Below are 20,029 nucleotides of genomic sequence, written 5' to 3' on the forward strand. Positions count from 1 at the left end.
TAAATGTAAAGAATCTTAAAGGGTAAGGATAGTAAATTGTACAAGAAGGGAAGTCAGTGAAAGAATCACCCAGCAGGCCAAACCTAACAGGATAGGTTTTAAGCCGTTTTTTACAAGTTTTACGAGGTTGGTGTTAAGTCCGATTGCCGACATAGCCATAACGATAATGTACTTTCCGGTCTTTACAAGCAGTTCCTTTGAGAAATCCGGCATCGGAAGAAAGGTACTGATAATAGAAGCAATGACGAAGCCTAAGATAAACCAGGGAAATATCTTAGACAGCCTGTAATTTAATTTATTCTCCTGTGATTTTTTTCTGGAAACAAATAGTGCAAGAACAAGAGTTACGGGAATAATCATAAGTGTTCTTGTAAGCTTTACGATAACGGCGAGATTTCCGGCTGCATTGCTAAAGGAATATCCGGCAGCAACGACGGAAGAGGTATCGTTTACGGCGGTCCCTGCCCATAGCCCAAAATGGTAATCGGTCATGCAAAGCACATGACCCAGAAAAGGAAAAAGAAAAGCAGCAATAACGTTAAATAGAAAAATAGTAGATATGGAGCGTGCCACATCCTCATCATCAGCCTGTATGACAGGAGCTGTGGCTGCAATTGCGGAACCGCCGCAGATAGCAGTACCGACACCGATCAGGATATTGGTATTCTTTTCTATCTTTAATACTTTTCCCATAAAAAAAGCACCTAAGAAGGTGGCAGTAAGGGTAAAAAGCATCAGAACGATGGTCTGGCTTCCTACCTTTAAGACACTGTAAAGATTCATATTAAAACCAAGCAATATAATGGAATATTGCAGAAGCTTTTTTGAAGTATATGTAATTCCGGTCTCAAGGGACTGTGGCCTTTTAAAAAATGCCAGTATCATTCCAAACAGGATTCCAAGCACCGGACTTCCGATAATGGGAAACTTCCCGCCGATTAACCAGGCCGGTATTGCAATGATAGCAGTCAATAATATCCCCGGTATTCTGCTGTGATTTTTGAACATAATGCCACTTAATTTGTTTTTTGTTAATTTAGCCATGTTTACACCTATTGCTGCCACAAATAATATGAGGGGAAGAATCCGTATGTAGCAGCTTTCTTTTTCTGTATTTTCTTCCACTTATTTTTTTGTCTTACTCCTTACCAGACAATAAATAATCAGGTCTTGTATCAGTATATCCCTTGACTGTTTATAAGTAAAATATTATTATCTTATACATATAATAAGTAAATAATTATGGATATAAAAGGAGTGGATAGTATTGACCTTACGGCATTTTCAAATATTTGTAGCAGTCTGCGATCATAAGAATATGACAGCTGCCGCAAGCACCATGTTCATGTCACAGCCCGCTGTCAGCCAGGCGGTATCCGAGCTTGAGGAGTATTATAATGTACGTCTTTTTGAAAGGTTATCAAAGAAATTATATCTTACCCAGGCAGGAGAAAAATTATTAAGTTATGCCAGGCATATCATAGGACTTAATGCGGCAGCGGAAAATGAAATGCGGGCCTTGAGTGAGAGTGGAAGGTTAAGGATCGGTGCCAGCGTAACAGTGGGTTCCTGTGTTCTCCCAAAGCTGGTAGCTGATTTTAGTAAGGTATTTCCGGGACTTAAAATCGAAGTAACAGAGGACAATACCTCCAAAATTGAGCAGTTGATCATAAATGATAAGCTTGATTTAGGACTGGTGGAAGGTGAAATTACATCCCAGGATATCATAAGCAGACCTATGGCAGACGATATTCTGGTTCTGATATGCGGGGCTGGTCACCCCCTTGCAACACGTAACAGCATTGAACCCTATGAACTGGAGAAAGAGAATTTTATTCTGCGGGAAATAGGAAGCGGAACAAGAAAGACATTCGAGGATGTTATGGCAGAGAATTCCCTGAAATGGACTGCAACCTGGACCTGCAATAATACGGACACCATCAAAATGGCTGTGGCAGAAGGCCTTGGCATCTCTGTGATTTCAAAGAGGGCAGTCAGTAAGGAAATAGAGGAAGGAATTCTTAAGGTTATAAATGTAAATGGTCTTTATTTTAAGCGTCAATTTAAGCTGATCCATCATAAGAATAAATATTTAACAGAGGCTATAAAGAAGTTTACCAAAGTTTGTCTGCAAAACCAGTAAAACCATGTGAATAGACGGTGTATCCCAACTATTTTGTTGACATGTATGAGAAATTCTTGTATGCTTGTGGTAGATTTAGTTTGTCGGTTTATTACTGATGTGCAGGCGGATTTGGAGGTGCATGGGGTTTTCAACTAATAGCAAATTAAGTATGGGCCTGACTGGCATGGAAGGGTCAGAATTATTTTGAGTATATGTATAAATATGACAGGGTGTCTTCAAAAGTATAATATTTTCTTCACAGTCTATAATATAGTTAAGATTTTACATCTCTATTTCTATTTTTATTGGCGTCTGGAAGAATATACCTTTGCGGCGCTCTTTTTTTACCACCAATTAAACAACAACATATGAATGACGTTTTATGAAGATTATGGGGTGATTTCCAAATGATTAAAAGGCATACAATTGCCAGTGCCATAATGATAGCTGCCATTTGTACCATAACCAGTGTGTTTTTCTGGATATCTTATCAGCGTATAAATATGGTATATCAGGAAGAAACGCAGGTTACAATTACAAATATAAGAAAACAGTTTCTGAAAGATACCGTCAATAATATCATTCAGGATATAACGGCGGACAGGGAAAATGAACGGGAGCATTATAAAAAAATTATTGATTTAAGATATAAGACACTGTCCTATGAGCAAAATCTGTCGGGTAAAGGGTATGCGGATTATTTTGCCCGTTGGTTTGGCTCTGATTTTTCAAAAGATATCAATGAAAATGAATGGACAGTTTTTTTATGGAATGACAGCAGTAAAAAAGTACTTTATGACCCTGCCAGCTTGGTTAAGGAGGATATAGACAAAACTCTGGGGGAGATAAAGCCTCAGATGCTTTATTACCGGATTATCGCCCATGGGAAAATTTACGGTTTTATCGGTGTAAGTAAAGGACATGTCGATAACAGGGTAAAAGAGACGGCAGCTGATAAGATACGAAAACTGAAATTCGACAATGGCTCCTATGTGTGGGTAAATGAAATCATCCATTATACAGGAGGCAAGGATTACGCAATCAGATTGGTGCATCCGAATCTCCCAAAAACAGAAGGAGTATACCTGTCAACGGATATGACCGATATTAAAGGAAACCGTCCCTATGCGGAAGAACTGGCAGGAGTAAAAGCACACGGGGAACTGTTTTTTACCTATTATTTTAAGGAGTTGGATAACAATATCGTATCGGAAAAGCTGACCTATGCCAAATTGTATAAGGATTTTAATTGGGTCATTGATATGGGCATTCCTTTAAATGATATCCGGCAATATATAGACCATACCAATGCTAAGAGTATGAAAACTGTAAGAAGCCAAATGATAGCTCTTGTGGCGTTGATGGTTGTTTTTCTTTCTTTCGGTTTGTTTCTTTTTCTCTTACTTGAAAGGTTTTATGCAAAAAGTATGAGAAAACAGATGGAACTGGAAATGAACAAGGATACTTTATCAAAAGCCCATAGCCGCAGATACGGTACCATTGAGCTGGTGAAGGCATTCAAGGAATATAAGAAAAACAGAATAACGGATACAGCAATTATTATGTTTGATGTGGATGATTTCAAAGGAATCAACGATAATTTCGGGCACGATGTGGGAGATAAAGTATTGACTCAAATTGTAAACAGGGTATACCAGGTGATACGAAGCACAGACTGCCTGATTCGCTGGGGAGGAGACGAATTCGTAGGTATCTTCCGCGGACTTAAGGAAGAAAATTCCGTCTATGCAGCCGAGAAGGTAGTAACCGCTATAGCAGATTTAAAAATACTGCAGGGAGAGGAAGTCATAACTCCTACTATTTCACTTGGTATCGCGTATTTTGAGGGAAAAGATGAAACTTTTGAGGAGGTTTTAAAGAGGGCCGACACAGCAATGTATATGTCAAAAAGAGAGGGTAAGAATAAGGTAAGCCTTTATAGGAAGGGGTAAAAAGAAGGACATAATGCTTTCCGGCCTGTCGGCCATTGGCATTATGTCCTTCTTTTAATCACGATAATATTACTGCTGTTCGTTGGTTAAGTGGAACTTTTCTAAGATATAGAAAGTAAGGGAAAGTGCCATACCAACAACACATGCAAGTACCATACCTTTTAAGGTAACCTGGCCGATTTGTAACGCCACACCTGACAGACCTGTTATGAAGACAACGGAGGTCAGAACAAGATTACGGCTGCGGCTGTAGTCTACCTGTCCGTCTACCATAACACGGATACCGGAAGCTCCGATAGTGCCATATAAAAGGAAGGAAATTCCGCCGATAACCGGTCCTGGAATGGTCTGAATTAAGGCTGCAACGGGCCCTATAAAGGATGATAGAATGGAGAGAATGGCAGCACCTGCGATAACCTGTACGGAATAGACCTTTGTCATAGCCATAACGCCGATGTTTTCACCATAAGTAGTGGTAGGAACAGAACCAACAAAACCGGAGAGCATAGTGGAGATGCCGTCTGCTAACAGGGAACGATGCAGACCGGGATCTTTAAGGAGGTCTTTTTCAACGATTTTACTGGTAACAATCTGATGTCCAATATGTTCGGAGGCAATAACCAGGATAACCGGCAATATCATAATAATAGCTTCAAGCTTAAACTTAGGTAATTGGAAATTAGGAATTACAAAGAGGTGAGCATGAAGCGCATTACTAAGATCAGCTGTTGTTACAACCTTTGTGATAAGTGCTGTAATGTATCCTGCAACGATAGCAACTAATATGGGGATTACAGCAAAGAATTTGCGAAAGAGTATATTGCCAAATACGGCGACTGCCAAGGTTACAAGAAAGACCAGAACATTTTTGGAATCAATAACTTTAACTTTATCAGAAAGGATAAGTCCGGCTTGGTCAGCGGCGGTTTGGGCAAGCTCTAAACCGATGAGAGCTACAACAGGTCCCATGGCTGCGGCGGGAAGTACGATATCAATCCATTTGACACCAAACTTATAAATGATGAAAGATAAAAGACAGGCGGCAAGGCCAACTGCGATGAAACCGCCCAGTGCGTAAGGATAACCCCATTGGGTGATAACGATACCGGCGGGCCCAAGAAAAGCAAAGCTGGAACCGAGATAAGCGGGAGCTTTGCCTTTTGTAATAAAAATAAATAACAGTGTGCCAATACCATTCATCAACAGTACAACTGCGGGATTGATATTGAAGAGAATCGGGACTAAAACCGTTGCACCAAACATGGCAAACATGTGCTGAAGCGATAGAGGAATCAGAAGCTTCGGCGCTACCTTTTCTTCGACTTGAATAATTCTTTTGTTTTCCACAAAAAAGACCTCCTTCTTGATTTTCTTGAGTAGTATAACACGGACTTCGATGGATTTCTATAACAAAATTTAAATATTTATTATTTTTTTTACTCTTAGTCCCCAGAAATTATAAATTATAACAATAAAATTACTGAAATGCCAAATTTAACCTGTATATTATTAACAGGAATTAAAAAAGGCTGCAAGAGCAGCCTTTTCATCTTTATTTTCATTTCCACTGGCAGAGACAGTTAACATATCTCTAGATTATTCCTGCACACCAGTTAATTGCATTGCATAAAAGCTGTTTAAAATCTTCCTGCTGCCAGGCACTTAACGTATGTCCGGGAGTCAGCACACATAAGCGGCCTTTTCCTATATTTCTGGTATATCCTCCGACTTGCTCTCCTCCGGTTGCAGAATAAGTCCTTAAGAAAATATCGGCATCGGAAGCAGTTAATTTGATATTGTAATGTTCATCTCTTACAGTGAAATCCCTGACATTGTCAACGATGGGATGTGCGGCAGATGCCTTCACCTCCACCATACAGCGGGGCGGATGTCCAACGAAATAGTTCCCGACAAAATCGGTATAAGATTCACCTTCCTTGGATGTGTTTCCGGCATGGAGAGAGAGAAAACCTCCGCCGTTTCTTACATATTCTTCGAATTCTTTCGGGCAGACCTCCGTAACCCCTTCTTCAAACCAGGGAAAGGTATTGGAGGAATTCACGACATTTCCCTTACAGCAGATAATTACCGGGTATTTTGCAATCATCTCTGGGGTTAAGATATCTTTGGCTGCTTTGATAACAGTAAAGTTATAAAGGTCCTTAAGAGGTTCAATGCCTAATTCCACAACTTCGGCAGGGTGCCAAAGGTCATCGCATAACAGCAATACATCATTCATATAAAATTACTCCTTGCAGATTCAGTCTTATGTTATTGTATGTCTATTCTTATAGTATATCCAAAGACAGGAAAAATGTCGAGGTGCGAAATTATACCTGGATACCCATGTCTGTACAATTGCCTTATATCCGCTATCCTTGGTTGATTTCACCTATAAGAGGTGATAAAATAAGGCGGAGAAAGTTTGAAAGATGCACAGAGATGGAGGTAAATCATGGGAAAGGCCGCTGTAATTACAGGAGCTGACAGAGGACTTGGGTTGGCGATTGTCAAAGAATTTTTAGAAAAAGGCTATTTGGTATATGCCGGACAGTATATGGCAGAATGGGGAGAACTTGGAGATTTAAAGAAAGAGTACGAAGATAAGCTTCGTATTATACCATTGGATGTAGGTGACGACTCATCTGTTAAAAATGCCTGTAAATTAGTTCAGGCAGAAACAGATTCTATTGATATGCTTGTGAATAATGCAGGAATCGCAGGCTCTGCCGGGGATATATACGAATTGGAGGAATTAGAGCGCGGTTTAGCCATGTACAATACCAATTGTCTGGGAGCCTTGCGTATGGTACATGCTTTTTTGCCCCTGCTGGAAAAAGGAGAGGAAAAGAGGCTGTGCTTTGTATCTTCAGAGGCGGGAAGTATCAGTGTATGCCACCGCGGGGAAGGATTTGTATACCCAATGTCAAAAACGGCCCTTAACATGGCAGTCCGTATGTTATTTGAAGAATTATACCCCAAAGGTTATACCTTCCGTCTATTTCACCCCGGTTGGGTAAAATCCTATATGTCCGGTACGAAAAGCACTGTGGGTAAATTTGAACCGGAAGAATCTGCTGCATCAGCCTGCAAATTCTTTGCAGAAGAGTTAATGCAGGAGGACGTACTAAGAATGTATGATAACGAATTTGCTGTATGGCCTTTTTAGACAGGCCGCAGATATTCAGAAAAGAGGTCATTATGGGATATAAAGTAGCAATAGAAGGACAATCAGATTCCTTTAAAGAGGAGCTTAACAGGGAATTTAAGAAAGCCGGGCATGAGGCAGCAGAAAGCGGAGCAGTGGATATTCTTGTATACTGTATTAATCCGCTTTCCTGTGAGGCAACGGATTATGATGCTTTATTAAAGGCATATGAGAATACGGCACTGGAGTTATTAAGAAAGGTATCGGAGTACCTGCCTTTATTAGAAAAGGGAAATAAAAAGAGGCTTTGCTTTGTTACCTCTTTAGATTCCAGTATTAACAATACAAGGACCAGCGACCATTGGGAGAGGATAATTTCGGCTTCCTGCAATATGGCGGTAAAGACTTTGTTTAACCGCCTGAACCCTCTTGGCTTTACCTTTCGGGTATTTGCTGCAGAGGATTTTAACAATCTTTCGGATGCTTCCTATGCTGTGCGGTATATGCTCCAGGACAGAAGCATGGAGGAAGAGTCCCACCAGCATTCCGATGAGAAAAGAATTGTTATCAGAGATAAGTATGAACGGGAATATCCCTGGTAAACTGTGTGAAAGTATAAATAGAAGGTCAGATTCCGGTAAATTTAAGGAATCTGACCTTTAATACTTCCTCTTTATTTTATAAGGTATTTTATGAAAAACATAGTTGCCATTGGGGTAGAAAGATGATATGCTAAAAGCCGTAAAGCTTGATTTATAACAGGGCTTTATTAGTTTAATCACCCTGGCTGGTTAAATTATAAATATTTGGATTAAAGGATGATTATTATATGTGTGAAAAAATTGATTTTAGCTATAAACCTGTTCTGGAGGGAGAGAAGGTTATCTTAAGGCCCTTTAAAGAAAATGACTGGGAAAAGATGCTTGTAATATTGGAGGAACCTGAATTAAGGCGATTAACGGGTTCCGTTACCAATGAAAAGGAAGCAGAGGAACCGACTGACCCCAAGGAAGCAGAAGTAATAAAGCAGTGGTACTTAAGCCGCAATGAGCAAACAGACCGCCTGGATCTTGCAATCATTGATAAGGAAAGCGGTGAGCTGGTTGGAGAAGTGGTATTTAATGAGTACGACGAAACAACCGGTAACGTTAATTTTCGTGTTTTAATGAGGCAAAGCGGCTGTAACAAGGGACTTGGAACAGAAGCAATTTTCATGTTCATAAAGTATGGGATGACAGAACTTGGAATCCATAAGATTGGACTGGAAGTATACAGCTTTAATCCAAGAGCCGAAAGAGTGTATCAAAAAGCGGGATTTGTTTTAGAAGGCGTAAAACGGGAAGATTTTTGCTACAACGGTGAGTATATTGATACCAGAATGTATGGAATGCTGCGGGAGGATTATTTCAAAAAATAAATGTATTTCACTTACAGCGGTTTATTAATTTAAGAAAGTATAAACAATGAGAATTATTATATCACCGGCTAAGAAAATGAAGATAGACACCGACACCCTGGAATATGAAGAAATTCCAAGGTTTATAGAGGATACGAAGGTCGTGCTTTCCCACCTAAGGAAATTAAATTATGAAGAAGCGAAAAAGCTATGGAACTGTAACGAAAAAATCGCCGCCTGCAATTATGAAAGACTTCTAAAGATGGACTTAAATCATAACCTGACTCCGGCTATCCTGTCCTATGAAGGAATCCAGTACCGGTATATGGCACCCAGTGTCTTTGAGTCAAAGGAACTTGCCTTTATTAAGGAACATCTTCGGATTCTGTCAGGATTTTACGGTTATTTAAATCCCTTTGACGGAGTTGTTCCCTACAGGCTGGAAATGCAGGCAAGGTTAGCCGGTGACAGCTTTCATTCCCTTTATGAATTCTGGAATAAAAAACTGGCGGAGCAGCTTTTTTTAGAAAGCAGCTGTATTGTTAATCTGGCTTCTGTTGAATACAGCAAATGCATCTCTTCCTATTTACCGGATAAGGCCGAGTATATTACCTGTATCTTTGGTGAACTGACAGGCGGAAAAGTTGTGGAGAAAGGGACACTGGTGAAGATGGCAAGGGGAGAGATGGTACGCTTTATGGCGGAAAACCAGATAGAAGACATAAAAGGAATGAAGGAATTTAACAGGCTTAACTTTACATATTCAGGGAAATTATCCAATAGAAATACTTATGTTTTTATAAAAGAAAAGAAATAAGAGTGTTATATAGAGGGCTGTCACCCATGGCTTACAAAAGGCCTTAGGTGACAGCCTGAATTTTTGATAACAGATAAAAAGTATGAAACAGGGTAAAATAATAAAAATTTTTTATTTTTAGTGTAACTTTTTATCACGATAGAACGAATAAGTAATGTATACGAAAGAATTATCAATGAGGTGCACTTCAATGATTCCTGATAAAACATTATATAGAGCCTTTTTGGAGGGTGACATTTCCGGATTCGAGGAGCTGGTATTACGTCACCGGCACAATCTGGTTTATTTCATTATGCAGTATCTGAAAGATTTCCACACTGCCGAAGATATGGCACAGGAGGTTTTTGCTTATATCTATCTGCATCCGGACAGGTATTTGACAAAATATGAATTCAAGACCTATTTATTTATGCTCGGGAAAAGGAGGGCAATTGATTATTTGCGCAAAAACAGCAGAGTAAATATGGTTTCTGTGGATGACCTTCAGCTGGAAGATGCAAAATCACTGGAAGACATCATCTATCAGAATGAGAATTCCAAAGCAGTACAGGAAGCAATAAAAGAAATGAAACCAGAATACAGCCAGGCAATAATACTCCTTTATCTTAATGGCTTTTCCTTAGCAGAAACAGCAGCCATTATGGATAAGCCGGTTTCTTCCATAAAGGTATTATCCCACCGGGCAAAAAATAAGCTGAAGGAAATTTTGCAGAAAGGGGGATACGCATATGAAATCTGATCAGGAGTTTTTAAAAGGTATATACGAAAAAGCAAAGGAAATGGAACTGTCGGAGCAGGAGGAGTTGAAAGAGAGCGAGAGCAGAAAAAGCTTTTTAAGAGCAATACCTTTAAGATACGCAGTAACGGCAGCCGCTTTTTTCATCCTGATTTCCGTAAGCGCTTTTTTACACAGTAAAAATAAACCGATGGAACAGGTGACCCCGCAGCCCATGACTATTGATGTAAGAGGAATTGATTTTGGAGACGGTCTGCAGCAATTATTTGACAACGCTACGGATATCATAGAGGTAAAGCAGGACAACAGCGGTGAAAAGGCTTATCAGGTCGTTGAAATTTACAGGCATTCCGGTGATGAGAAGGATATTTTATCGAAGATTACGGACAAGTTGCCTCAGTTAGAGAAAACACAGACGGCAGTTGTATTTCTTAAGAAAGAATCAGGCAGTATGAATGTACTGGAGAGTTTCATTGGAAGCACAAAGGAAGATACTTACCAGAATGATTACGGTGAGATACTAACAAAAAAAGAACTTTTGGAAATAAAATAACGGCTATTGTGAAAAATAAAAATCATTTTTCACTTTCTATTTGGGCAGTTTCGTGTAGATTGCAAGCAATCTACTGGTAAACTTGCGAAATGCATGGAGGTTAAAATGTTTAAGAAAATAATGAGTATGATGATGATTGCAGTATTGGTAATAGGTCTTGGAGCCTGCTCAAAATCCGCAAAGGATACAGTGACAAAGGGACCTGAGGGGGAACCGGGTGATATTATTAATAAAATCTATGAGCAGAAAGATCCCGGCTTAAAACTGGAAACAACCAAGCTTGACCTTACTGATTCAGATAAGCTGAAGTATTACCTTGGTCTTACCGATGCCTCTCTTATAAAGGAAGCTGCCGTTTCTGAAGCAATGATTACCTCCCAGGCATATTCCCTTGTTCTTGTCCGTGTAAAGGACAGTAAAGATACCGAAAAGGCAGCAAAGGAAATGTTGGACGGAATCGACCAGCGCAAGTGGATCTGTGTTATGGCAGATGATTTAAAGGTAGCGGCCTGCGGGGATATAATAATGTTAATCATGGTACAAAGTCAGATAGCAGACACCGTAACTTCCGACCAGCTTGTGGATGCCTTCAAGATAGTTTGCGGCGGTAAGCTTGACCAGACCCTGGCAAAGGACGAATAACCAGAGCCAAAAAATCAGGTATAACAAGGAGAAGCCATGTTATTTTCAAGTATAACCTTTTTGTATTATTTTCTGCCGGTTGTATTACTGTTGTATTTTCTTATGCCCTTTCGGTATAAGAATATGGTACTTTTGATTGCCAGTCTGATATTTTATGCATGGGGAGAACCGGTCTATTGTATTCTTATGCTGTTATCCATTTTACAGGGATATTTCATTGGGCTGCGTATTGAAGGTACTGCAGATAGCAGAAAAGCAAAGGTCCTAATGGCATCTTCTATTGTAATAAGTCTTAGCATACTGGGGTTTTTTAAGTATTTTGATTTTTTTATTGCAAATGTAAACAAGGTAACTCATCTGTCACTGCCTTTTCTTCGTATTGCTTTACCCATGGGAATCAGCTTTTATACTTTCCACATTATGAGCTATACCATCGACGTTTACCGGGGGAAAGTAAAGGCAGAGAAGGATATTTTGGCCTTTATGACTTATGCCATGCTGTTTCCCCAGTTAGTTGCGGGGCCAATTGTAAGGTATGCCGATATAGCAAAGCAGCTGCATGAAAGGGAGCATAGCTTATCCCAGTGTTATCTGGGCAGCAGAAGGTTTGTGGCAGGGCTTGCCAAGAAGGTACTCCTTGCCAATTCCTTTGGCGTACTGTGCACAAAGTTTCAGGATTCTTCCGATAAATCGGTTTTATTTTACTGGATTTATGCCATTGCCTATACTTTGCAGATATACTATGATTTTTCAGGCTACAGTGATATGGCTATAGGGCTTGGAAAGATATTTGGATTTCAATTCATTGAAAACTTCAACTATCCCTACATTTCAAAAAGTATAACAGAGTTCTGGAGACGCTGGCATATTTCCCTAAGCTCCTGGTTCAGGGATTATGTATATATTCCCTTGGGAGGCAACAGGGTTTCTAAGTTTAAGCATATACGAAACATCCTGATAGTATGGATGTTAACAGGCTTCTGGCATGGAGCCGCCTGGAATTTTATCCTGTGGGGCTTGTATTTTGCTATTCTTCTTATACTGGAGAAATACTGTTTTCCCAAATGGACAGAAAAGGGAAATGCTGTTTTGTCCCATATATATGTGATGGTATTGGTTATCATAAGCTTCGTATTGTTTAATGCGGACAGCCTTTCACAGGCAGGAAGTGACATTGGCAGTATGTTTGGCTTATCGGACATACCTTTTGTTTCAACGCAGGCACTGTATTATCTAAGCAGTTACGGTGTATTGCTGCTGGTTGGAATAACCGGGTCAACGCCGTTGTTTAAGGTACTTTATGAAAAGTTTGCAGAAAAGGGCAAGGGAGCTTTTCTTTTTGTTATTCTGGAGCCGGTGGTTCTTTGCAGTCTTCTGCTTGTTATAACAGGATATTTGGTGGATGGTTCTTTTAATCCGTTTTTGTATTTTAGATTCTAAGGGAGGTTAGTGTGAAAAATAGAAAGCATTTTTCACTTTCTATTTGGGCAGTTTCGCAAGTAAACTTGCGAAATGCATGGAGGTTAGTATGAAAGAGAAGTTGAAATATCGTATCGGAATTGCGGCGTTAGCAATTACTTTATTTACCGGTTCAGCTATTAACTGCCTAAAGCCTCAGGCAGAGTTCTCGGACAGTGAGAGAAGGCAGCTAAAAAAGCATCCCGAATGGTCTTTTGGTTCCTTTTTAGATAATACCTACGGTGATAAATTCGAAGATGCAGCCATGGACCAATTCCCTTTCCGGGATGAATTCCGAAGAATAAAGTCCTATACTCTGTATGACCTGTTCTGGGAAAAGGATAATAACGGCATCTATATTGAGGACGGATACGCAGCCAAACTGGATTATCCTTTAAAGGAAGAGTCCGTGCAGAATGCGCTTACTTCCTTTCGATATATTTATGATACTTACCTTTTGGGAGGCAGCTCAAAGATTTACACCTGTATTGTACCGGATAAAGGCTATTACCTGGCAAAACAAAACGGATATCCGGCAATGGATTATGAAAAACTCTATAGCAAGATGAAGGATGGCATGGATTATTCCGGTTTCATTGACATCAGAAATATGCTGTCCATAAAGGATTACTACAAAACCGACACCCACTGGAGACAGGAGGATTTAGGGCAGACAGCAAAGAAAATCGGTGAGAAAATGGGAATTGGAGATTCCTTGTCAGGCAACTATACAGTAAATACTTCGAAATTGCCATTTTATGGCGTATACTACGGGCAATCGGCTTTGCCTCTTAAAAGTGAAACCATCAAATACCTGACCAATGATATTATAGACAGTTGTAAGGTTTATAACTATGAAACCGGTAAAACAACAGGAGTATATGAACTGAACAAGCTCTCCGGAAAAGACCCCTATGAGATGTTCTTATCCGGAGCAGCTCCGCTATTAACTATTGAAAATCCAAAAGCAATAGAAAATAAGGAGCTTATCGTGTTCAGAGATTCCTTTGGGAGCAGCCTTATACCGCTTCTTATCGAAGGTTATTCTAAGATAACGGTGGTGGATATCCGTTACGTCAAAAGTTCCATTCTAAAAGACTACATCGATTTTGATAACCGGGACGTGCTGTTCCTTTACAGTACCCTTTTATTAAATGACAGCTATAGCTTGAAATAAAGACATCTCTTTTGTATCCGCTGTCAGGAGATTCGGATTTGGTTAAGGGTATAAATCCGCAATAGCCGGTTAAGACGGATGAGCAAATTGGATAGTATACCGGAAGAGGGATTCAGGGTGAAATCATTGCAAACAGGGTGGCTTTCCAGAAGACTGATTTGAATTCCCCATTTTTCAAGACTGCATATATTATTTGAACCCCACTGCATTTTCGCACCGTGGATTCCGGAACGTTTGACCATATGGTCTGCAGTTGCCAGACCGAAAGGGGTCAAATGATCAAAGAGAACTTCGCATCCGGGAAAGCGGGAGGCCAGAAGGCGGAACAGTGATCTGACCTCCTCTTCTGTAAAATACATAAGTACTCCGCTTATGAGAAAAAGAAGGCCATCTCCGGAGGGGATAATTTCGTCGGGAAAGCTGGGGTCGAACATGGATTTTGCAATAGAGGTCTTCCGGGGATCGTCTTTTAAGAGGGTTTTTCTTAGGTATACCACACCGGGAGCATCAAGATCATACCATTTTACAGTACCGTTATTGATACGGTAAAAGGTCGTATCCAAGCCGGCTCCGATATTCACTATGGTGGCACCGGGGTGGAGGGATATATAACGTTTTACCTGCTGCTCCATTTCCTTGGCCCTTGCTGCCAGCAAAATGATAAAATAATTTTTGATATGGGAATGGAATCCGGAAAAGTCATAGTCCAACTGTTTAATAATATCGTTGGCGTACAGGTCCTCTAAATCCGGGCAGTGGAATTCCGAAACCATTGCCCGGCACCAAAGTGGCAGCAGAAGTGTTTCATGAACATTCTTTAAGTTAACTTTGATATCACCTGTTGTAGTTTTAACTTCAGATAAATTCATATTTATAACCATGCTCCTTTCAAAGTTTGGAGACTTTATACCCCTTAATAAATATTTTTACTAAAATAACGGTCACCACGGTCGGGAAGGATTACCACAAGATTGTTGCCTTTTTCTGCACCTTCTGCAGCTTTTCTGGCGGCGGTTAGAGCTGCTCCGGAAGAAGATCCTGCCAGAATGCCTTCCCTGGCAGCTAACAGGCGGACTTCTTTTAAGGCTTCTTCATCCGTTACCTTAATGACTTCATCCACCAAAGCCATATCCATGGTCTCCGGCATAAAAGTATTTCCAATTCCTTCAACGGAATAGCAGCCGGGAGTACCGCCGCCCATGGTGGAACCTACGGGGTCTGCCAGGATGCATTTTAAGGCGGGAAGCTTTTCTTTCAGATACTTTGCCGTTCCGCTGAAAGTACCGCCGCTGCCGGCTCCGGCTATGAGGTAATCAATATTTCCGTCCAGATCGTTGTATATTTCAGGTCCTGTTGATTCATAATGTGCCAGCGGATTTTTGGGATTAGTAAATTGGTTTAGCAGCACTGGATTTTCAATTTCTTTCTTTAATTCTTCCACCTTTTCAAAGGCACCCTGCATTCCCTTTTCCAGAGGAGTATGGACAATTTCTGCTCCGTAAGCTCTCATAACGGCCTGTTTTTCTACGGAGAATTTTTCGGGAACGGCAAAGATTACCCGGTAACCTTTGCCTAAAGCTGCCAGGGCAAGCCCGATTCCGGCATTTCCGGCAGTGGCTTCTATAATAACGGAACCGGGTTTTAAGATTCCTTTTTCTTCTGCATCCTTAACTAATGCCATACCCATGCGGTCTTTTACGCTGCCGCCGGGGTTCCATAATTCCAGTTTGGCAAATACCCGTATGCCTTCCGGAAAATCCATCCGGTTCAGTAAGACAAGGGGTGTATTGCCGATTAAATCGCGGTAATCATTATAATATTTCATAGTGATAACGAACTCCTCCATAAAATAGGAGGAAGAGTTTCCTTTCTGTTATTTTGGGATAATGCCAGAAACAGTGCTATTATATGGAAGAATGGGAAAGGGCATTTTCCAGATCTTTTATTAAATCACGTTTGTCTTCGATACCGATGGAAAGCCTTACAAGGTTATCCGTTATCCCCAGCTGATTACGCAGCTCGGCGGGGATGGAAGCATGGGTCATGGAAGCCGGATGGCAGGCTAAGGATTCAACGCCTCCAAGACTTTCACCCAGGATTATAAGTTCCAGATGTTTATAGAATTCCCGGATATCAAAGCCTTGTGCCAATGTAAAGGAAATGATTGCACCGGCACCTGAAGCCTGCTTTTGATGAATCTCATAACCTTTAAAATCAGGAAGTCCGGGATAATATACCTGCTCTACCGATTTCTGGCCGCGAAGAAAGTCAGCGACATAGGAGGCATTTTCCAAATGTCTGTCAAGGCGCACCGATAAAGTTTTTATTCCGCGGATTAAGAGCCAGGAATCAAAAGGTTCCAGGATACCCCCGGTGGCATTTTGCAGGAAAGCAAGTCTTGCAGAGAGCTCTTCATTGCCCGTAACTGCAAGACCGGCTATCAGATCGCTGTGTCCGCCAAGATATTTTGTGGCACTGTGCACCACGATGTCAGCACCCAAGGTAAGGGGCTTTTGCAGATATGGGGTCATAAAGGTATTATCAACGATAGTAAGTATACCATAGGTTTTGGCAAGCACAGAGACAGCTTTAATATCAGTAATTGTAAGAAGCGGATTGGCAGGGCTTTCTATGAAAATACCCTTAACGGAAGGTTCCAATTCCTTTTCCAGCAAAGAGATATCGGAAGTGTCAACGATTTTATAAATAAGGCCAAACTGTTTAAAGACCTTATCCAGGATGCGGAAAGTCCCGCCATACACATTGTTGGAGATTAGAATTTTATCTCCGCTTTTAAATAACAGCAGTACGGTTGTGATTGCTGCCATACCGGAGGCAAATGCAAATCCGGCAGTGCCTTCCTCCAGTTCTGCAATCAGCTTTTCAAGTGCCTCCCTTGTAGGATTACCGGTTCTGGAATATTCATAGGGGACTTTTCCTCCCAGTTCCTTTTGACGGTAAGTTGAAGTCTGGTATATGGGGACACTGACGGCACCCGTATGTTCATCGCCGTCTACGCCTCCGTGAATTAGCTTCGTATTTATCAGATGTTCAGCCATAAATAATACTCTCCCTTCGCAATAAATTTTAGGTTTTCTGTTTACTACACCCTAAATCATACTATTAATATATGTATAATATGATTTTGGGTTACATTCTATTATCCATAGAAGGGAAAATGATGTCAAGTAAATTTTTATATCATTTTTATATTTTAAGTCATCTTGTATTATTGATAAAAAATGGGTATGATTTAACTATAAAAAAAGAAGGAGACAAAACGATGGAAAAAACCTATGAATTTCTAAAGAAATGCGGCACCTATTATCTGGCAACCCTTGACGGGGACAAGCCTCGTGTAAGGCCTTTTGGTACGGCTCATATTTTTGAAGGAAAACTGTATATTGAAACCGGTAAGGTAAAAAACGTATCAAAGCAGATGCATGCTAATCCTAAAATTGAAATCAGTGCCTTTACCGAGGGGAAATGGATCCGTGTGGAAGCAACTGCCGTAGAAGATGGGCGGATTGAGGCACAGCAGAGTTTATTAAACGAGTATCCTTCTATACAGGGTATGTATAAAGCAGGGGACGGGAATACGGAAGTATGGTATTTAAAAGATGCTACCGCTACGATCAATTCCTTTGGGGGAGAACCGGAGGTGGAGACGTTTTAGTTCTTAAGAGGAGTGCATATGTGTTTGACTAAAGGAGAAAGCAAAGTTTATGAAATTTTATTTTGCCCCATTGGAAGGGATTACAGGATATATTTACAGAAGTGCGCACAATACATGTTTTGGTAAGGCAGATAAATACTTTTCTCCTTTTATCACCACGAATCAGGATGACGCCTTTAAAAACAGAGATATCAAGGACATCATGCCTGAGAATAACAAAAATATGGTGTTGGTTCCTCAGCTGCTTACAAACAACTCGGGTGGCTTTATCAGCGCGGCGAAAAAGATAAAGCAGTTAGGATATGAGGAAATCAACTTAAATCTTGGATGTCCTTCAGGGACAGTCGTAGCAAAGCATAAAGGTTCAGGTTTTCTGGCGCTTAGGGAGGAACTGGACAAGTTTCTGGAAGAAATATTTACGGACCCGGTTATGGAGATTTCCATTAAGACCCGGATAGGAAAGGACCAGCCGGAGGAATTCTATGAACTGCTTTCAATCTATAATAAATATCCTCTAAAGGAACTTATTATCCATCCCAGGGTACAGAAAGATTTCTATAAGAATAAGCCAAACCGGGAAATCTTTAAAGAGGCATTAACTTTAAGCAAGAACCCCATTTGCTATAACGGAGATATCTTTACCCTTAAGGATTATCAGGAGTTTACAGAGGAATTTCCCGAGGTAGAAACCGTGATGCTTGGGAGAGGATTACTGGCTAATCCCGGACTCATAAGCCTGATAACAGAGAATAAACAGCTAAAGAAAGAGACCTTAAGGGAATTCCACGACAACCTATATGAAAATTACCGAAAGATCCTTTTTGGCGACAGGAATATACTCTTTAAAATGAAGGAAATATGGATTTACCTGGCGGCGTTATTTACAGAGCATGAAAAGTATCTGAAAAAGATAAAGAAATCCGAACGGCTTAAAGATTATGAGGAAGCTGTAAACAGGTTGTTTGCAGAGCAGGAAATACTGGCCGGTTAAAAGGAAAATCCTTTATGGCATTGGGCGGCCCGGCTGTGGGGTAAACAGCCCGGCCGCCTCAATCACGTTTTTTAAAAGCCTATTTAGAGAGCCGGTCAAAGTAGACTGTTATTGCCCTGCCAATGAAATCCGAAGCACCTTCTCCGTATATTTTATCCGTAGCTTCCCGAACAGCCTGGTTTGTTAAATATCCATCTGTCACGAGGTCCCAATAATTATCCCCCATATCTATTCCTTTTAAGCTGCGGTTAATAAGCTCCATTAATTCTCCGGTAATTCCCTGAATTTCATCAGAAGCTGTGTCTTTTGTCAAATCGGAGGTAAGTTTTTGGTGGAGCTTTTTATTTTTCTCAATATAATCTTCTGCAGTATCTTTGATTTCCTGCATCCGGTCCATGGTTTCTGTAAAGTTATCCAGATTTTTCTTCATAGCCTCCGTATACTTCTCAATGCTTCCATATTGCTTTACAGCCATCTGACCGATTACAGATTCCTTTTCTTTCATATTACCTTGCATCTTTTCGTATTCTTCTAAACTGCCCCAATATTTTATAATTTCGTCAAGATGGTTTTCCTTAAAATCATCCAGAGTATTGAAATATCCGGTCATATCAAATTCCTTAAAGCTCATATCATTTTCTCCTTTTAAAAGTCTGTCAATTAAGTCGGACAAGTTACTTAGTCTGTCAAGCTTAGCCTTAATCAGCTTCTTTTGGTCGGTTAAGGCCTTTTGCCTGTCAAACTGGGGGTTTTGCATAATCAATTTTATATCCTTTAAAGGAAAGTCAAGTTCTTTAAAAAACAATATCTGCTGCAGGGTTTCCAGGGATTTCTCATCATAGAGCCGGTAGCCGGCCGCAGTAATACTCTTTGGCTTCAGCAGACCGATTTCATCGTAATACTGCAAAGTACGGACACTTACACCCGTCAAAGCGGAAACCTGTTTTACAGTCATCATGGCGGTACCTCCATATAGTTGGATTATTATTTAAAGTTACAGCTGTAATTTTAAAGTACACTATCACGCACCGTGATAGTCAAGAGTTTTTTACAAATTTATAATTTTATTTTTATACCCGGACAAAAAATAAAAGAGGCAGGAAATAAATTTCTCTGTCTCTTTCTAATTATATAATACCACAAAACCGGGAATTTTTCAAGACTTGTAATAGATTGTAAACTGCCCTATAATGAGGTACTTACCTTGGAAGGAAGTTAGTGTGAAATAAAGGACATTTCACACCCTGATTGGCGGCAGTGCCACATCTGCAAGCAGATGCGGCATGCAATGGGAGCTAGTTTGAAAAATGCAAATTTGTGCCTACGTCCCAAAGTTTGCAGGTACAGGAAAGGGCATG

At 40.4% G+C, this 20,029-nt stretch carries 20 protein-coding genes; 13 read left to right on the forward strand and 7 right to left on the reverse strand.

Annotated features, from left to right (window positions below; translation table 11 throughout):
* Positions 1–15: 15 nt before the first annotated feature.
* The gene (locus BUF11_RS00695; protein WP_330393830.1) at positions 16–1,044 is read right to left on the reverse strand and encodes a YeiH family protein; all 1,029 of its coding nucleotides are present in this window, start codon (positions 1,042–1,044) and stop codon (positions 16–18) included.
* Between the two features lie 223 nt (positions 1,045–1,267).
* On the opposite strand from BUF11_RS00695, the gene BUF11_RS00700 reads away from it, so the two are divergent.
* Positions 1,268–2,143, forward strand: coding sequence for a LysR family transcriptional regulator (locus BUF11_RS00700; protein ID WP_073586893.1), 876 nt, complete (start codon positions 1,268–1,270; stop codon positions 2,141–2,143).
* Positions 2,144–2,532: 389 nt separating this feature from the next.
* Positions 2,533–4,077, forward strand: coding sequence for a diguanylate cyclase (locus BUF11_RS00705; protein WP_073586894.1), 1,545 nt, complete (start codon positions 2,533–2,535; stop codon positions 4,075–4,077).
* 69 nt (positions 4,078–4,146) lie between these two features.
* On the opposite strand, the gene uraA is transcribed toward BUF11_RS00705, so the two are convergent.
* Positions 4,147–5,424 (reverse strand): uracil permease, encoded by a 1,278-nt coding sequence (uraA, locus tag BUF11_RS00710; protein WP_073586895.1) that lies wholly within the window; start codon positions 5,422–5,424, stop codon positions 4,147–4,149.
* Between the two features lie 244 nt (positions 5,425–5,668).
* Positions 5,669–6,316, reverse strand: coding sequence for a ThuA domain-containing protein (locus tag BUF11_RS00715; protein ID WP_073586896.1), 648 nt, complete (start codon positions 6,314–6,316; stop codon positions 5,669–5,671).
* A gap of 216 nt (positions 6,317–6,532) precedes the next feature.
* On the opposite strand from BUF11_RS00715, the gene BUF11_RS00720 reads away from it, so the two are divergent.
* The 9 genes from BUF11_RS00720 (at position 6,533) to BUF11_RS00760 (ending at position 14,004) form a co-directional block, all read left to right on the forward strand.
* On the forward strand, positions 6,533–7,246 hold the full coding sequence (locus tag BUF11_RS00720; RefSeq protein ID WP_073586897.1) for an SDR family NAD(P)-dependent oxidoreductase: 714 nt from the start codon (positions 6,533–6,535) through the stop codon (positions 7,244–7,246).
* Positions 7,247–7,278: 32 nt separating this feature from the next.
* On the forward strand, positions 7,279–7,827 hold the full coding sequence (locus BUF11_RS00725) for a Rossmann-fold NAD(P)-binding domain-containing protein (RefSeq protein ID WP_139243237.1): 549 nt from the start codon (positions 7,279–7,281) through the stop codon (positions 7,825–7,827).
* A 227-nt stretch (positions 7,828–8,054) separates the two neighbouring features.
* Positions 8,055–8,642 (forward strand): GNAT family N-acetyltransferase, encoded by a 588-nt coding sequence (locus tag BUF11_RS00730; protein WP_073586899.1) that lies wholly within the window; start codon positions 8,055–8,057, stop codon positions 8,640–8,642.
* 46 nt (positions 8,643–8,688) lie between these two features.
* A complete protein-coding gene (gene yaaA, locus BUF11_RS00735; protein ID WP_073586900.1) occupies positions 8,689–9,438 on the forward strand; it encodes a peroxide stress protein YaaA in 750 nt (249 codons plus the stop codon).
* A gap of 190 nt (positions 9,439–9,628) precedes the next feature.
* A complete protein-coding gene (locus BUF11_RS00740; protein ID WP_073586901.1) occupies positions 9,629–10,177 on the forward strand; it encodes an RNA polymerase sigma factor in 549 nt (182 codons plus the stop codon).
* Positions 10,167–10,727 (forward strand): hypothetical protein, encoded by a 561-nt coding sequence (locus BUF11_RS00745; RefSeq protein ID WP_073586902.1) that lies wholly within the window; start codon positions 10,167–10,169, stop codon positions 10,725–10,727. The genes BUF11_RS00740 and BUF11_RS00745 overlap by 11 nt, the downstream gene beginning before the upstream one ends.
* A gap of 105 nt (positions 10,728–10,832) precedes the next feature.
* Entirely contained in the window at positions 10,833–11,369 is a 537-nt protein-coding gene (locus BUF11_RS00750) for a hypothetical protein (protein WP_073586903.1), read from the forward strand.
* Positions 11,370–11,405: 36 nt separating this feature from the next.
* Complete coding sequence (locus BUF11_RS00755) at positions 11,406–12,809, forward strand: MBOAT family O-acyltransferase (protein ID WP_073586904.1); 1,404 nt, start codon at positions 11,406–11,408, stop codon at positions 12,807–12,809.
* An 88-nt stretch (positions 12,810–12,897) separates the two neighbouring features.
* On the forward strand, positions 12,898–14,004 hold the full coding sequence (locus BUF11_RS00760; protein WP_073586905.1) for a DHHW family protein: 1,107 nt from the start codon (positions 12,898–12,900) through the stop codon (positions 14,002–14,004).
* A gap of 23 nt (positions 14,005–14,027) precedes the next feature.
* Here the strand turns inward: BUF11_RS00760 and BUF11_RS00765 are convergent, their stop codons facing one another.
* The 3 genes from BUF11_RS00765 to BUF11_RS00775 all read right to left on the reverse strand — a co-directional run bounded on the left by BUF11_RS00765 (position 14,028) and on the right by BUF11_RS00775 (position 17,063).
* Positions 14,028–14,873, reverse strand: a complete 846-nt coding sequence (locus BUF11_RS00765) for a class I SAM-dependent methyltransferase (protein ID WP_073586906.1) — start codon at positions 14,871–14,873, stop codon at positions 14,028–14,030.
* A 44-nt stretch (positions 14,874–14,917) separates the two neighbouring features.
* Entirely contained in the window at positions 14,918–15,829 is a 912-nt protein-coding gene (locus BUF11_RS00770) for a PLP-dependent cysteine synthase family protein (protein WP_073586907.1), read from the reverse strand.
* Between the two features lie 79 nt (positions 15,830–15,908).
* Entirely contained in the window at positions 15,909–17,063 is a 1,155-nt protein-coding gene (locus BUF11_RS00775) for a trans-sulfuration enzyme family protein (protein ID WP_073586908.1), read from the reverse strand.
* A 224-nt stretch (positions 17,064–17,287) separates the two neighbouring features.
* Here BUF11_RS00775 and BUF11_RS00780 point away from each other — a divergent pair, with 224 nt between their 5' ends.
* Both BUF11_RS00780 and BUF11_RS00785 read left to right on the forward strand, forming a co-directional pair.
* Positions 17,288–17,680 (forward strand): pyridoxamine 5'-phosphate oxidase family protein, encoded by a 393-nt coding sequence (locus BUF11_RS00780; RefSeq protein WP_073587843.1) that lies wholly within the window; start codon positions 17,288–17,290, stop codon positions 17,678–17,680.
* 49 nt (positions 17,681–17,729) lie between these two features.
* Complete coding sequence (locus tag BUF11_RS00785; protein WP_073586909.1) at positions 17,730–18,671, forward strand: tRNA dihydrouridine synthase; 942 nt, start codon at positions 17,730–17,732, stop codon at positions 18,669–18,671.
* A gap of 79 nt (positions 18,672–18,750) precedes the next feature.
* Here the strand turns inward: BUF11_RS00785 and BUF11_RS00790 are convergent, their stop codons facing one another.
* Positions 18,751–19,629 (reverse strand): MerR family transcriptional regulator, encoded by an 879-nt coding sequence (locus BUF11_RS00790; protein WP_073586910.1) that lies wholly within the window; start codon positions 19,627–19,629, stop codon positions 18,751–18,753.
* Positions 19,630–20,029: the final 400 nt, after the last annotated feature.

It is taken from the genome of Anaerocolumna xylanovorans DSM 12503 (assembly GCF_900143645.1).
Taxonomy (GTDB): domain Bacteria; phylum Bacillota; class Clostridia; order Lachnospirales; family Lachnospiraceae; genus Anaerocolumna; species Anaerocolumna xylanovorans.